The sequence below is a fragment of the Staphylococcus sp. FW104-15G4D genome (genome assembly GCF_058790135.1).
Map to the genome: position 1 here is coordinate 1 of NZ_JBYTCH010000002.1, position 13,501 is coordinate 13,501.

Consider the following 13,501-nt stretch of genomic DNA (forward strand, 5'->3'; position numbering starts at 1 on the left):
CTGAGCCAGGATCAAACTCTCCATAAAAAATTATGATGTTTGATTAGCTCATAAATACTAAATAGTTTGTAACGTTTCGTTACATTTATTGGAATTAACGTTGACATATTGTCATTCAGTTTTCAATGTTCATCTCAATAAAATCAATCTTTTCAATCATATCTTTTCTGAGAAGAAATGTCAATGATTTCTTAAGATTACTTTATTTATTTTAAAGTGTTTTTATAATGTTTGCAAGGGTAATTTTTACACTCGCTTAACAATTAAATTAAATACTTTACAATCGCTTTTCAGCGACTTTTATATGATATCAATTTCATGTTTTTAAGTCAACATTTAAATTGAATTATTTTTTAATTTTGTGAACAGCTAATTCGTAGCTCACAAAGAAATATTCTAGCACGATTTCTAAATTTTGCAATAGAAAAATCACACAAAAACAAAATTTGTTTCTGTGTGATCAGTATACCTTTGGTTAAATTACATTGAGATACTATTTTTGAGTACTGGCTATAACTTTTCTGGCGATTGATGTATAAATTTCTCCTAAACGATCTTCAGGCTGATAAATAGATGGTGAAAAATCTTTAGGGTTCCACGTAGGTTGTTCAAGAGGCAACTCTCCAAATAGCTGTGTTTCTAATTCATCAGCAAGTTTAGTACCTCCACCTTTACCAAATACATATTCCTTATTACCAGTTTCTTTACTTTCGAAATAACTCATATTTTCGATTACACCTAAAATAGAGTGTTCTGTATGTTTAGCCATAGCTCCAGCTCTAGCTGCTACAAACGCTGCTGTAGGGTGCGGAGTAGTAACTATGATCTCTTTACTAGAAGGTAGCATTGAATGTACATCTAAGGCTACATCTCCAGTGCCAGGTGGTAAATCAAGTAAAAGATAATCTAAATCTCCCCATTGAACCTCTGTAAAGAAATTAGTAAGCATTTTTCCTAACATTGGACCTCTCCAAATAACAGGTGCGTTTTCCTCTACAAAGAAAGCCATTGAAATAACTTTAACGCCATGACGTTCAACCGGAATAATTTCTTTGCCATCTACTCCCGGTCTTTCATCAATCCCCATCATATCTGGAACGCTGAAACCATAAATATCAGCATCTACGAGTCCAACTTTTTTACCTTCTCTTGCCAAAGCTACAGCTAGATTAACAGCTACAGTTGATTTACCTACGCCACCTTTACCGGAAGCAATTGCAATAAATTCAACTGGATTATTTTGAGAAAGTAAACCTTCAATTGTTTTAGGTTTTTCTGTTCCTTTACCACGATACTTTTCTACTGTCTCCGGTGGTAATTCTTCAAAACGAATACCTACTGTATTAGCACCGTTTTCTTTTAGAGCTTTTACAATTGCCATTTGTAAATCTAATTGTGGTTGTCCCCCTAATTGAGCCATTGCAACTTTAACACTAACGTGCTCAATATCTTCTTTGATGGTAACGTTAACTATACCATCAGTTTCTTTCAAAGGTACATCAATAATTGGGTCTTTTAATGCACCTACTATTTCTTCAACTTGATTTACCGTTAACAAAGTAAATCCCCCTTAAATATAATAATTTATCTACATAATAACAAAAGTTATTCGATTACGTAGTTTATCTTTTTTATTATAAGTCTTTTTTTATTATAAAAAAAGAAGTTAGCCCATAATAATAGGCTAACTTCATATATAATTTAGACTTCTCTCATATTTTGAGATTTTCTATTAGGTTCTTTAATAAATAACGCAAATAAGAATGCAACAACAACAAAACCTGTAACTAGAGCGAATGAAACATCAACTCCGGCAGCAACACTTTGTCTATGTAATAATTCTTTACTAGCATGTGCAGACGAGGATGGCCCAATCCATTTCGAACCAATACTCATAAACGTTACCATTAATGCAGTTCCTAATGAACCAGCCATCACACGACCAAAGTTCATAATAGCAGTACCGTGTGAAATATCTTTATTGTCTAATGCATTAATACCAGTTGTATTAATAGGCATCATTAGTAGAGAAACAGCAAACATCCTAATCGCATAAATGACAATAAGATAAATATAAGATGTGTCTGCTTTTAAGAAACAAAGCAATAATGTGCAAATCGTTAATAAGCTAAAACCAGCATATATTAATGGTCTCGGTCCATATTTATCATAAAAACGTCCAGTAAATACTGACATTATTCCATTTATAATCGCACCAGGCATAATCACTAAACCTGATAACAACGCAGATAAACCTAAAGCGTTTTGTACATATAGAGGGATAAGTAGTGCAGGTCCAACCATAGATAACATAATAATCATTGATGTAATTGTACTGAAACAAAAGATTCTACCTTTAAATACATTGAGGTTAAGTAATGGGTTGGAAATCGTTAGTTGTCTTCTAACAAATATTGAGATAATAATAATACTTATGATTAACGATCCTATAACTATTGGATTAGAAAAACCTAAATTTCCAGCACTACTAAATGCATACAGCATAATACCAAAACCTATAGTCGAGTATACAACAGAGCGTTTATCTAATTTTGAATCCTTCGTTTCGTTATAACTAGAAATAGAAATTAAACCAAAGATAAAAGCAATTAAGGCGATACCGACTATAATAATAAATGGCACTCTCCAACTTGCATTATCAATGATTAAGCCTGTGAATGTAGGTCCAATAGCTGGAGCGAACTGTATGACTAAACCAGCTAGTCCCATAGCAAAGCCACGATGTTCTTTGGAGAATAAAGTGAAAAGTGTAAATTGCATTAAAGGCATCAACACACCGGCGCCTATTGCTTGAATAACTCTTGCTGTCATCAACACACCAAAATTAGGCGCAACCGCAGCTACAATTGACCCTAATAAAAATGTACCCATAGCTCCTAAATATAAAGGTCTAGTTTTAACTCTATCCATTAGGAAAGCTGTAAGTGGTATCATGACACCATTTACAAGCATAAATCCAGTAATTAGCCATTGGGAAGTGCTTTCATCAATTTTTAATTCTCGCATAATGTGAGGTAAAGCAGTGTTGAGTAAAGTTTGATTTAAAATTGCTACAAACGCACTCACTAACATCACTGCTACAATTAAATTCCGCTTCGTTTTGGGTAAATCGATACTAGACATGAACGTTTACTCCTTTATTATTTTTATAACAGTGTTATATTCAATCAAATTATAATTAGCAAAGCAAAATAAATGCTTAATTACTATTTCTTGTTATTCAAGTTTTCACTTTCAGGATAAAATATCTCCTTACAAATAAATAGAAATCCTATGATTAACATAATTACCCAAAATTGAATATTAATATATACATAGTGAATATGTACTATAAAATAAAACATCACTGTCGTTACTATATAAGAAATAAGATGAAATGTAATACCCTGAAAATAAGGATTGTTAGGCAATTTCTTCTTAAAGTAGTCCATTAAATGCTCAACAGCAAAAAGAGTAAAATATCCCAATACTATATAACTACCATAGTAAAACAAATTGTCATAAAATCCTTTATTGTAGCCAAAATAACCTAAATGAAAAAATATTAAAATCCTACTTAACCCATATAATCCAAAACCAAGAAATGTTAAGAATATCGCCCCGGATAATACAAAAATAGCGAGAACAATAAGTGTTACAGCTAAATTATAAAATTTATTTTTAAAGAATTTCATCACTCATTGTCCTCCCCTCTTTTTTAATACATATTTATAGTATCACGTATTCATCACCTTATAAAATTTAAAAACGCCTACTCTTATAGTAGACGTTTTTTGTATTTGAAAACCTTTTTAATTATTAAAATTTGAAGTTTTATTAGATTTATAAAATAAAATCCACATCATTGACAAGCAAATTGAAATGACGGCAATCAAACCTAATACATTGTGTAGATGAGTGCCGAATAAACCTGATTTTAAAGTATACATATATCCCATAATTGTAGAACCTACAGATGAACCTAAGTTTTTAGTTAATGCATAAAATGACATCATCTTCTTCATATTTCTAGGAGAGCTTTCCTCTTGTACAATCACGCTATCTTTAGTGTATACATATCCAAAACTAAGTCCAGCAAAGATAACTGAAAATGCTATCAACAATGGCACTTTCATGCCAAATAAAATAATAACACTGCAAATTAAGAGAACTGTAAACGCACTAATATATAATGCTTTTCTAGTAAAGTTTGCTTCAATCTTCGCTAAATTAAAATTTAATATAACCCATGTAACTGATAGTGGTAAAATAACAAACCCACTTTGAAGAGGTGATAAACCTAATTGTTCTTGTAAATATACTGGTATATACAGGTTATATCCTATTAATGACATAGCTATAAATAAATCAGTAATGAAAGCAAGCATTATCGATCTATTAAACTCATTAGTCGGAAGAAATGGATTATTTTGTTTTTGTTCTATTTTAAACAAGCCAATCAATACTAATAAAGCCAAGATGATTGCAATAATATTGAGATATAAATGTTGTTGATTTAATAATCCAAACATAAGCAATGCTATAAATATATAAAAGATTGATAATCCTTTCACATCAAAGTGTGTTTGATTACCATGTTCTTCCTCTGGAAAATGAAATGTCATTAGTACTAATACAATAGCAATAATTGCTATAGGTATATTAATAAAGAACAGCCAGTGCCATGTCGCAAATTCTAAAATCGCACCACCGAGTATGGGTCCAATGATACTGGAAATTCCCCAAACACTACCTACAATTCCCATAATTTTATATCTTAAAGGAATTTCAAACGCTAGTTTAGGGACTATCTGAGATAAAGACATCATGACCCCTGCCCCAAAACCTTGAATCATTCTTGAGATAATTAAAAAAGTAAATGTTTCACTTAAACCTGACATCAAACTACCAATTGCAAATAAAGAAACACCTGCAACGGCAATATATAATATCTTAAAACGAGATAACAGCTCACCTACAATAGGGTTAGCTATGACCAAAGCAATAAAATAAACAGTAAAAACTAAAGATACTAAATTACCTGCATGTAAATTTATCTTAATTGTTGGTAAGGCTAGAGATATAATAGATGTCTCAATTGCAGCCATAAACATGATTAGTATCAATGCGGTTACTGTTAATATCGACCTAAACTTCATTTATATTTACTCCTTTTGTTCTATCTATTTCGAACCCTTAAAATATTAATACGATGATGTTTAGTTCGCAATCATGCAATAGTATTAATTTTCTAGGTTAAAATAAAACGGCAGAGCCATTTAAACTCTACCGTAAACTTACTTTACATAAAATATAATATCCCTATCATGTGTAAAACCGATGCAATCACAATAAAAATATGCCATATCATATGAAAATAAGGTCTATTCTTTTGCGCGTAAAACCAGGCTCCTATTGTATAAGAAAGGCCACCCAGGAATATAAATAAAATAAATAACCAAGAGGTGCGCATGATAATCACTGGTATAAATATCACACCAACCCATCCCATCACTAGGTAAACAATAAGACTGAGCTTATGATTAACTTTCGTAGCAATGGATTTATATAATATTCCCCATAATGTAGTCCCCCATAAAAATAGGGTCACTACCCATCCTATCCATCCACCTACTATAGTAAGTAATACTGGCGTATAAGTACCTGAAATAGCTACGTAAATCATGCTATGATCGATAATACGTAAAATATACTTATGAGCTGTATAATTCTGCATAGAATGATAAATAGTTGAAGAAATAAACATCATAAAAATACTAATAATATAAATAGACACACTTACCGATTCCAATGTGCCACCATGATTGTAGCTATGAACAGCTGCATAAGGTAATACAAACAATGTTAATAATGCAGCCGCACCATGTGAGGCTGCATTACCTATTTCCTCGCCAAAAGATAAGGGAATGATGTCCTTAAATGATTCAACTACCGATGCTTTTTTATGCTTAGATGTATGAGACATCTATTCCACCACCTTTTATTTAAATCAAACTCATACGTTTTAAATCTTCTGTAGCAGTTTCCACACTATCTTTACCTACTTTATTTTTCAGTGGTGAAAACTCCTCTTCTCTAGGAACTTGTAATGTAACAAAACTTGTTCCATATTTGAAAATATCGAAATAAAACAATTCAAATTTTAATGTTGGTAGCTCTACAACGCCAAAGTCTTCATCTAGTTGTTTTAATTTTTTAATAGCTAAATGATATGGTAGTTCCCTATCTACTGCACTTTTAATATAGGCCAGTTTAAATGCATGGATACCAATATTAGCATTATCAAAATCATTGGCTACTTCGGGATCCAATTCTGAATACTCAAGAACTGTATCTTTACTATCAATGTTGACTAAACGTCCAACACTCTCTCCATGTTTAGGTTGAATTGTTTTAGATGTAACATCTTTATTATTACTTACAGTGTAACCAGCAAATAATGGATCTAAGACTTTCACAAGAACATTGTCAATATTATTTAAGAAGATATATTTTACATGATCCTTTTCCATTTTATCTAAGTATCCAGCCTCTTTAAGAGATTTAAATACTCCACCATTACCATTTGGTGTTTCCATAATATGACCATCTCTGTTAAGTACAAGTTTGCCGTCTTCACCTAAGGCTACAATATTTGCTTGTTTAAAGAAATGTACATGTTCTGGATCATAATCAAAATATTGATGTTTCTTAAAATACTCTATTGTTTCATTATGATTTATATCACTAGTCATTATATACCAATTAATTGTATGACCCGTTTGATTCTTTAAATTAATGAGTTGGCGAGCCTGTAACTCAAATAAACTTACACCCTCAATTTCAAAAGAACCTTTAGGCCCTTTATAACCTAATCGCGTTCCTTGACCGCCAGCCATAAGAAGTACCGCGAATTCACCATTTCTAATCGCTTCATAACCCTTTTGTTCATATGTATGCTTATCTTCATCAGAAAGTTGAGATTTCACTTCATACTTAACTTCTGATACCGATGATACATCATCTATTGATTTTCTATTAACATATAAATCATGATATAGTTTTTGAATTCCTTCTAAATCAAGCTCATCAACTTTATTTTCAAGTGCATCTTTTTCATTATTACTCATTAATTTTTCATATTCATACAAATGCTCTTGGTTATATTTCTCCAATTGGTTTTTATCTAACATGATTACTCTCCTTATGTATAAATGATTCAAAGAATTAATTTAGCCACTGTAACATAAATTCATTAAAAAAGGGTTGAAACAACGTGTATACTGTTCCAAAGCTAAAAGCTGTAGCTAAAGATAAATCAACTAATCCGCCTGTTTTAAAATGAAGCGGCGATACAACATTCAATGGTAAGGGATAGAATAATTTAACCCCTTTAGGTGTTAATATATCTAGTATAACATGTGAAGCTATTCCAATAACAATTGCAACCATATAATACATGGGTGTTTGAATTAAGTACAGTAAAAAACCAATGATAATGATGAAAGCAAGAGAGTGAGTAAATGTCCTATGGCCAAATAGAAGCCTAATAACAAAACTTAAAACTCTGAAACGTCTTCCAATTTTACTTTGGGTATGACATATGTCTGGCAATAGGCTTGCTAGAGTTGATAATACCAATATAGTGACTGAAGTAAATAAATCAGTATGAAAATATTGAGTTGTCAAAGCTCCTGTTAAAGCCCCACAGGAGGCATGTGTTTTACCTGTCATTTCTAGTTCTCCTTTTCAAAACATTTTAACACACAATTACATATAAAGCGAACATACTTTCGTATTAATATTTTATTAGTATGACATATTATATTCAAAAGTATCACATAAATCCTTGAAAACGATTTCAAAATAATTTATGATGAATATACAAATTATTTAAAGGATGTGTTTTTAATGGCAATGACAGTAAAGAAAAACGATAATGAAGTACGTATTCAATGGAGAGTAGCAGATATTAAAATACCTAATAATGAAATTAAAAATATCTCACAAGACCAAGATATCCATGCAGTACCTGAAAAAAATGGAAAAGAAATCTCTCGTATTGGTTCTACATTTGGAAAAACAAACCGCGTAATTATCGATACTGATGACCATGAATACATTATTTATACTCAAAATGATCAAAAAGTTTACAATGAACTGACTAAGTAATTAAAATATATATAATTAATAATCCATACAAAAGCCACCAACCATGTATCTATTACGGTTGGTGGCTCTCATTTTTGATATATGAAAATTGATAAGTATAAACAATCCTATTATATTGGAATCAATAATGATTATGGAGGTGAAGTTATTGTTCGTCGTAACAAATAGAATAACCGTGAAAAAAGGTTTTGCAGAAAAAATGGCACCTAGATTTACAAAAGGTGGTCAAATCCAATCCTTACAAGGTTTTAATGGTATTGAAGTTTGGCAAATTGATAGAGATGATTATAGTGAAGATATGTATGTAAATACATGGTGGAATACTGAAAAAGATTTTAAAAATTGGGTAAATAGTGATGCTTTTAAAGAAGCTCATAAAAATACTGGAAAATCCGAAGACTCTCCAGTAATTAAAAGTGAAATTGTTAAAGCAAATGTATTGTCGAAATTAGATAAATAATTTTTTAATAGAGGATTGCTTATTATAATAAAGTATATTAATAAGCAATCTTTTTAATGGATAAATAAATGCGCAAGTAATGCAATAATAGGAAGCGTGATTAAAGTACGTATTAAGAAAATCATAAATAGTTTACCTATGCTGACAGGAATTTTTGAACCTAAAATAACACCACCTACTTCTGACAAGTATATTAATTGGGATATACTTAATGCTCCAATAACAAAACGTGTTATGTCACTTTTGACCCCCTCAATTAATATAGATGGTAAAAACATATCGGCAAAACCTATGAGAATAGTTTGAGAAGCGTGTGAAGCTTCTGGAATTTGCAATAATTCTAGTAGTGGAACGAATGGTTTTCCAATAACTTCAAAAATAGGTGTATAATTCGCGATAATTGTTGCGATTGTTCCTATACTCATTACTACTGGTAAAATGACAAACCACATATCTACAACGGTTTTAAATCCAGAAATAAAGAACTTTTTGAATCCTGGAGCTTTTATACCAACCTCTGTCGCCATGTCATATCCATGTCTTAATGCCGTTTTTCCTTCTGGTAATTGCTCCGTTCTTGCATCCTCTGAAACATCTTTAGCATATTCATCTGGAATATTTTTTAAAGGCCAAATTCTTGGCATTATCATTGCTGCAATTAAACAAGAAACAATTACAGTGATATAAAAATAAAAGAATTGATCTTGCATTTTAATAGTTGAAGCAATAACTATAGCGAAAGTAATAGATACTACACTAAACGTAGTAGAAATGACTGTTGCTTCTCTTCTAGAATAATAGCCTTCCTCATACTGTCTACTTGTAATTAAGACGCCTACCGTTCCATCACCAATAAATGATGCTAGATTATCTACAGTTGATCGACCAGGTAGAGTAAATAGCGGTCTCATTACTGGTCTAAACACAGGTCCTAATAATTCTAATAGTCCGTATTCCATCAATAACGGTAAAAATAGTGCCGCAAATAAAAATACGGCCACAAGAGTTGGTAATAGACTATAAAAGACTAGCCCCCCCGTATCTTCTGAATAAATCATTTTAGGCCCTACCTTCAAATAAGTAAGCCATACAAATACAACTGATAATACTCTTAATATTAGCCAACCTAGTTTGACATTAAATGCATTATACATTAGGCCTTGTGGATTTAACTTGTGTTTATAAATTGTTGAGCACAAAAGAGTTAATACACCTGAAATTGTAATAATTAATACAATTAATATGGGCATAATATTCCCTAACAGATCTTTTAAACAATTTGCAAGAAATGCCACAGGTAATGTTGTTTGTTTTTGTCCATCTTGAACAACTGGTATAGGAATTAAAAATAATATGATACCTAGAATGGACATTGTTATAAATTTAATTCTACCTTTTATAATTTCGCTTTTAGTATATCCGTTCATTACTTTTCAATCCGTTTCTATCTATTTATATCAACTTGAAGTAATCAAGATTCATCTTCACAAATGTTTATATATACAAAAATATGAATAATTACGTATAAATACTATACGCTAATCTATCACTTTTCGCAATTAAAAATTTAAAAAAGGCCGATTTCAATAAACTATAAATTGAAATCGGCCATAGCATACCTAAGAGCGCTCAAATTCATATTTAATGAATAAATCATTTCATTCTACGTAGTAAGAATAAGAAATATGGTGCTCCAATAACTGCAATAACTACACCTACTGGAATATCAAGTGGCGGTTGAATTCCCCTAGCTAACCCATCACCAAGCGTTAATAGTATAGCGCCTATTAAACCTGACATGATAATGACATGTATATTTTTGTGTCCGACGAGTTGTCTTGCTATATGAGGTGCTATAAGTCCTAAGAAACTAATACCACCGACAACTGCAATAGAAGCTCCAGCTAACATTACAGCCAAGATGAGTAATATCATTTTTAAAAATCGAACACGTGCACCAAGAGCTGTAGCGACATTATCTCCCAAGTTTAAAATATCTAGCTGGTAACCGAGTAATAATACTACCGGTACAGTGATAATAAACCAAGGTAAGACACTATAGAAGTTAGAAATATTATGTCCATATAAACTACCAGTTAACCAAACTAATGCATTATTTGCATCCATAGGATTACGAATAAGTAAGAACTGTACGATAGCCGTACAAATTGCGCCAATGGCTAAACCTATAAGAGCAAGTTTCGATCCTTTTACATCAAATTTGGAAATAAGGAAGGACAATATTAAACTAATCACCAATGCTCCAACAAACGATCCTAAAGGTAATACAAATAAAGGTGCCGACGGAAATATCATAATAATAATCACCGCTGCTAGACTTGCTCCTTTAGTAATTCCAATAACATCCGGAGATGCAAGCGGATTTCTAATTACACCTTGAATAACAGCACCAGATATAGCTAAACTGCTACCTATTACTAATCCCAATAATGTTCGAGGTATACGATATTCATTTAAAATAAAGTCATCTTGTGTGAAAAAACCAACAATAGCGTGTATAGGGTCTATCATAACTGAACCTATACATAAACTAAATATTGTACTGACGACTAATAAAATAATCACGATTCCATAACGTATACTATTGCTACTCTTAATCATACGCGATTCACCCCTCTTACAGTAATGAATAAGAAGTAAAAGGCGCCGACAAATGAAGTCACTATACCAACTGGAGATTCAAATGGATAAGTGATTAAACGACATAGAACGTCAGATATTAACAATAAATCTGCACCAAAAATAAACGTGAGAGGTAGCATAATTAGATAATTTTTACTTACATAACGTTTAACTATATGAGGAACAATGAGGCCCACAAAACCGATGGGGCCTGCAATTGAAACAGACATCCCTGCTAATACTATCACTAGCAATCCAATAATCATTCTTACAATTTCAGTACGTTGACCAAGGCTTCTTGCAATGTCGTCTCCGAGTTCCATAATTGTAAGCTGTCTTCCCATAAAAATAGTTACAATTACAGCAATGACTATACAAGGTAAAATCATCATAATTTGATTCCATTTTATCCCAGCTAATGATCCTACTAACCAAAACATGACAGTATCATTAGAATCCTCATTTAAAAGAATGATTCCTTGGGTCATGCTACTAAAGAATAGATGTATCGCCATACCTGCTAAAGCAAGTTTCACTGGCGTAATTGATTTCGTAGATCCTGACAACGTATAAACAGTAAATCCACCAAAAAAGGCTCCAATAATTGCTAGGATAGTTGAATAAGAACCTAGGGATGGAATTAAAACTGTAATTAAAACAATGACGAAGGACGCTCCAGCATTTACACCAAATATTTGAGGTGAAGCAAGTGGATTTCTAGTTATTGCTTGCATAAGTAGACCGGCTATCCCCAATGCACCACCTATCACTAACCCTGCAAGCATTCGAGGCATGCGTACGTTATGAATTAAAAATGTTTGTTCTGATTCAATATGTCCAGTGAAGTAACTTAAAATATCATGAAATTGTATTTTTGAAGAACCAATCGCTAAATTCAAATAGATTGAAATAAAAAGAAAGCACACACCCACTATATAAGTGAGTGTAGTGCGCTTTCTCTTTTTTTGTTCAATAGCGGATTGACTATTTTTAATACCCATAGTCATTATTTTCCACCTTACTTATTATCTTTATTACTATCTTTCTTTGAAAGTTCTACAAGTTCTTTTGCCATCTCTTCAGAAGAAATTAAACCACGTGATCTAGCCCATAGGTCACGATCTAACACATCTACACGATTATGTTTAACAGCGTCTAATTTTTTCCATACAGCATCTTTTTCTAATTCTTTAAGAGAAGGCTCATTAGGACTTGCTTTATCAGTCATGATGAACATACGGCCTGGATTTACTTTAGATAATGTTTCAGTGTTCATTTGTAAGTAAGGTCCTTTAAGATACTTACTTAAACCTTTTGTCACATCATCAGTTAATGCTTCTTTGAATCCAAGTTGATTTAAGAATTGTCCTACATATGAATAACTAGGGTGTGCTAATAAACCTGATTTAGATGCAACTGCAGGTAACACTTTCTCATCTTTATTCATTGTAATTTCTTTTTTATATTTTTCAATCTTTTCATCATGTTCTTTTAGACGTTTTTTACCTTCATCTTCTTTACCTAATGCTTTAGAAATTGTTTTGAAGGCATCAATGTTTTGATTATAGTTTCCATCAAAACTCTTAAGTTCAATTGTTGGAGCAATTTTACTTAAATCTTTATAAATTCCTTTATGTCTATTACTATCTGCAATAATTAAGTCTGGTTTTAGTTTACTAATTTCCTCTAAGTTAGGTTGTTTACGTGCACCTACAGACGTATAGTTACCAATTTTATCTCTTAATGGTTTGATGATACGTTCCTTTTTCTTATCATCTGCTATACCTACAGGTTTTACATCAAGTGAAGCTAATGCATCTACGAATGAATATTCAAGTACAACGACACGTTTAGGGTGCTTAGGTACTTTAGTTTTTCCTTCTTCGTGTTTAATTTCTACACCATCTTTAGATGCAGATTTATTACTTGAATTATTAGAACCATTACTTCCACAGGCCGCAACAAGAACTAATACTAGCATTAAGCCAACAGCACTAAAAAATTTTAGACCTCTCATTGTTCCACTCCTTAATATGTATATGCTTACATATACAGTTTATTGATAACGATTCTCATTGTCAATATCATTTTGTATTGTTTTATGAATATATTTTACTCAAATATAATTTAATTCATAAGTCAGACTAACTACTATGAAAGATAAATCTGAATATCACTTTATATTTGCCTTATATACAATTTAGAGAACAATAACTAACTAAAATA

At 31.7% G+C, this 13,501-nt stretch carries 13 protein-coding genes; 2 read left to right on the forward strand and 11 right to left on the reverse strand.

The window, feature by feature from the left end:
* Positions 1 to 493 precede the first annotated feature (493 nt).
* The 7 genes from AC3WQX_RS06335 to AC3WQX_RS06365 all read right to left on the reverse strand — a co-directional run bounded on the left by AC3WQX_RS06335 (position 494) and on the right by AC3WQX_RS06365 (position 7,734).
* A complete protein-coding gene (locus AC3WQX_RS06335) occupies positions 494 to 1,558 on the reverse strand; it encodes an Mrp/NBP35 family ATP-binding protein (RefSeq protein WP_002432308.1) in 1,065 nt (354 codons plus the stop codon).
* Positions 1,559 to 1,701: 143 nt separating this feature from the next.
* Positions 1,702 to 3,144 (reverse strand): MDR family MFS transporter, encoded by a 1,443-nt coding sequence (locus AC3WQX_RS06340; protein ID WP_049428187.1) that lies wholly within the window; start codon positions 3,142 to 3,144, stop codon positions 1,702 to 1,704.
* 83 nt (positions 3,145 to 3,227) lie between these two features.
* Positions 3,228 to 3,695, reverse strand: coding sequence for a SepA family multidrug efflux transporter (locus AC3WQX_RS06345; protein ID WP_002432814.1), 468 nt, complete (start codon positions 3,693 to 3,695; stop codon positions 3,228 to 3,230).
* A gap of 117 nt (positions 3,696 to 3,812) precedes the next feature.
* Positions 3,813 to 5,159, reverse strand: coding sequence for a multidrug efflux MFS transporter SdrM (gene sdrM, locus AC3WQX_RS06350; RefSeq protein WP_492739945.1), 1,347 nt, complete (start codon positions 5,157 to 5,159; stop codon positions 3,813 to 3,815).
* 143 nt (positions 5,160 to 5,302) lie between these two features.
* A complete protein-coding gene (gene trhA / locus AC3WQX_RS06355; protein ID WP_002432569.1) occupies positions 5,303 to 5,986 on the reverse strand; it encodes a PAQR family membrane homeostasis protein TrhA in 684 nt (227 codons plus the stop codon).
* 19 nt (positions 5,987 to 6,005) lie between these two features.
* Positions 6,006 to 7,193 carry a UTP--glucose-1-phosphate uridylyltransferase gene (locus AC3WQX_RS06360; protein WP_023351325.1) on the reverse strand — a complete coding sequence of 396 codons (1,188 nt, stop codon included), beginning with the start codon at positions 7,191 to 7,193 and terminating at the stop codon, positions 6,006 to 6,008.
* 34 nt (positions 7,194 to 7,227) lie between these two features.
* Positions 7,228 to 7,734: a metal-dependent hydrolase gene (locus AC3WQX_RS06365; protein WP_002432512.1), complete on the reverse strand. Its 507-nt coding sequence runs from the start codon at positions 7,732 to 7,734 to the stop codon at positions 7,228 to 7,230.
* Positions 7,735 to 7,911: 177 nt separating this feature from the next.
* On the opposite strand from AC3WQX_RS06365, the gene AC3WQX_RS06370 reads away from it, so the two are divergent.
* Both AC3WQX_RS06370 and AC3WQX_RS06375 read left to right on the forward strand, forming a co-directional pair.
* Positions 7,912 to 8,172 (forward strand): SunI/YnzG family protein, encoded by a 261-nt coding sequence (locus AC3WQX_RS06370; RefSeq protein ID WP_002432344.1) that lies wholly within the window; start codon positions 7,912 to 7,914, stop codon positions 8,170 to 8,172.
* Positions 8,173 to 8,320: 148 nt separating this feature from the next.
* The gene (locus AC3WQX_RS06375; protein ID WP_002453758.1) at positions 8,321 to 8,632 is read left to right on the forward strand and encodes a heme oxygenase; all 312 of its coding nucleotides are present in this window, start codon (positions 8,321 to 8,323) and stop codon (positions 8,630 to 8,632) included.
* Between the two features lie 53 nt (positions 8,633 to 8,685).
* Here the strand turns inward: AC3WQX_RS06375 and AC3WQX_RS06380 are convergent, their stop codons facing one another.
* From AC3WQX_RS06380 to AC3WQX_RS06395, 4 genes are all read right to left on the reverse strand, one after another.
* Positions 8,686 to 10,059 (reverse strand): YjiH family protein, encoded by a 1,374-nt coding sequence (locus AC3WQX_RS06380; RefSeq protein WP_002432704.1) that lies wholly within the window; start codon positions 10,057 to 10,059, stop codon positions 8,686 to 8,688.
* 226 nt (positions 10,060 to 10,285) lie between these two features.
* Positions 10,286 to 11,254 (reverse strand): FecCD family ABC transporter permease, encoded by a 969-nt coding sequence (locus tag AC3WQX_RS06385; protein WP_023351324.1) that lies wholly within the window; start codon positions 11,252 to 11,254, stop codon positions 10,286 to 10,288.
* Positions 11,251 to 12,282: a FecCD family ABC transporter permease gene (locus tag AC3WQX_RS06390; RefSeq protein WP_049428193.1), complete on the reverse strand. Its 1,032-nt coding sequence runs from the start codon at positions 12,280 to 12,282 to the stop codon at positions 11,251 to 11,253. The genes AC3WQX_RS06385 and AC3WQX_RS06390 overlap by 4 nt, the downstream gene beginning before the upstream one ends.
* An 11-nt stretch (positions 12,283 to 12,293) precedes the next feature.
* Positions 12,294 to 13,292 (reverse strand): ABC transporter substrate-binding protein, encoded by a 999-nt coding sequence (locus tag AC3WQX_RS06395; protein ID WP_047796549.1) that lies wholly within the window; start codon positions 13,290 to 13,292, stop codon positions 12,294 to 12,296.
* Positions 13,293 to 13,501: the final 209 nt, after the last annotated feature.

What these genes read in the sequence shown, in the direction of transcription:
- AC3WQX_RS06385 (WP_023351324.1), bottom strand. Translation starts at nt 11,254, where the DNA reads ATGATTAAGAGTAGCAATAGTATACGTTATGGAATCGTGATTATTTTA.
- AC3WQX_RS06340 (WP_049428187.1), bottom strand. Translation starts at nt 3,144, where the DNA reads ATGTCTAGTATCGATTTACCCAAAACGAAGCGGAATTTAATTGTAGCA.
- AC3WQX_RS06345 (WP_002432814.1), bottom strand. Translation starts at nt 3,695, where the DNA reads ATGAAATTCTTTAAAAATAAATTTTATAATTTAGCTGTAACACTTATT.
- AC3WQX_RS06380 (WP_002432704.1), bottom strand. Translation starts at nt 10,059, where the DNA reads ATGAACGGATATACTAAAAGCGAAATTATAAAAGGTAGAATTAAATTT.
- AC3WQX_RS06365 (WP_002432512.1), bottom strand. Translation starts at nt 7,734, where the DNA reads ATGACAGGTAAAACACATGCCTCCTGTGGGGCTTTAACAGGAGCTTTG.
- AC3WQX_RS06395 (WP_047796549.1), bottom strand. Translation starts at nt 13,292, where the DNA reads ATGAGAGGTCTAAAATTTTTTAGTGCTGTTGGCTTAATGCTAGTATTA.
- trhA (WP_002432569.1), bottom strand. Translation starts at nt 5,986, where the DNA reads ATGTCTCATACATCTAAGCATAAAAAAGCATCGGTAGTTGAATCATTT.
- AC3WQX_RS06370 (WP_002432344.1), top strand. Translation starts at nt 7,912, where the DNA reads ATGGCAATGACAGTAAAGAAAAACGATAATGAAGTACGTATTCAATGG.
- AC3WQX_RS06390 (WP_049428193.1), bottom strand. Translation starts at nt 12,282, where the DNA reads ATGACTATGGGTATTAAAAATAGTCAATCCGCTATTGAACAAAAAAAG.
- AC3WQX_RS06360 (WP_023351325.1), bottom strand. Translation starts at nt 7,193, where the DNA reads ATGTTAGATAAAAACCAATTGGAGAAATATAACCAAGAGCATTTGTAT.
- sdrM (WP_492739945.1), bottom strand. Translation starts at nt 5,159, where the DNA reads ATGAAGTTTAGGTCGATATTAACAGTAACCGCATTGATACTAATCATG.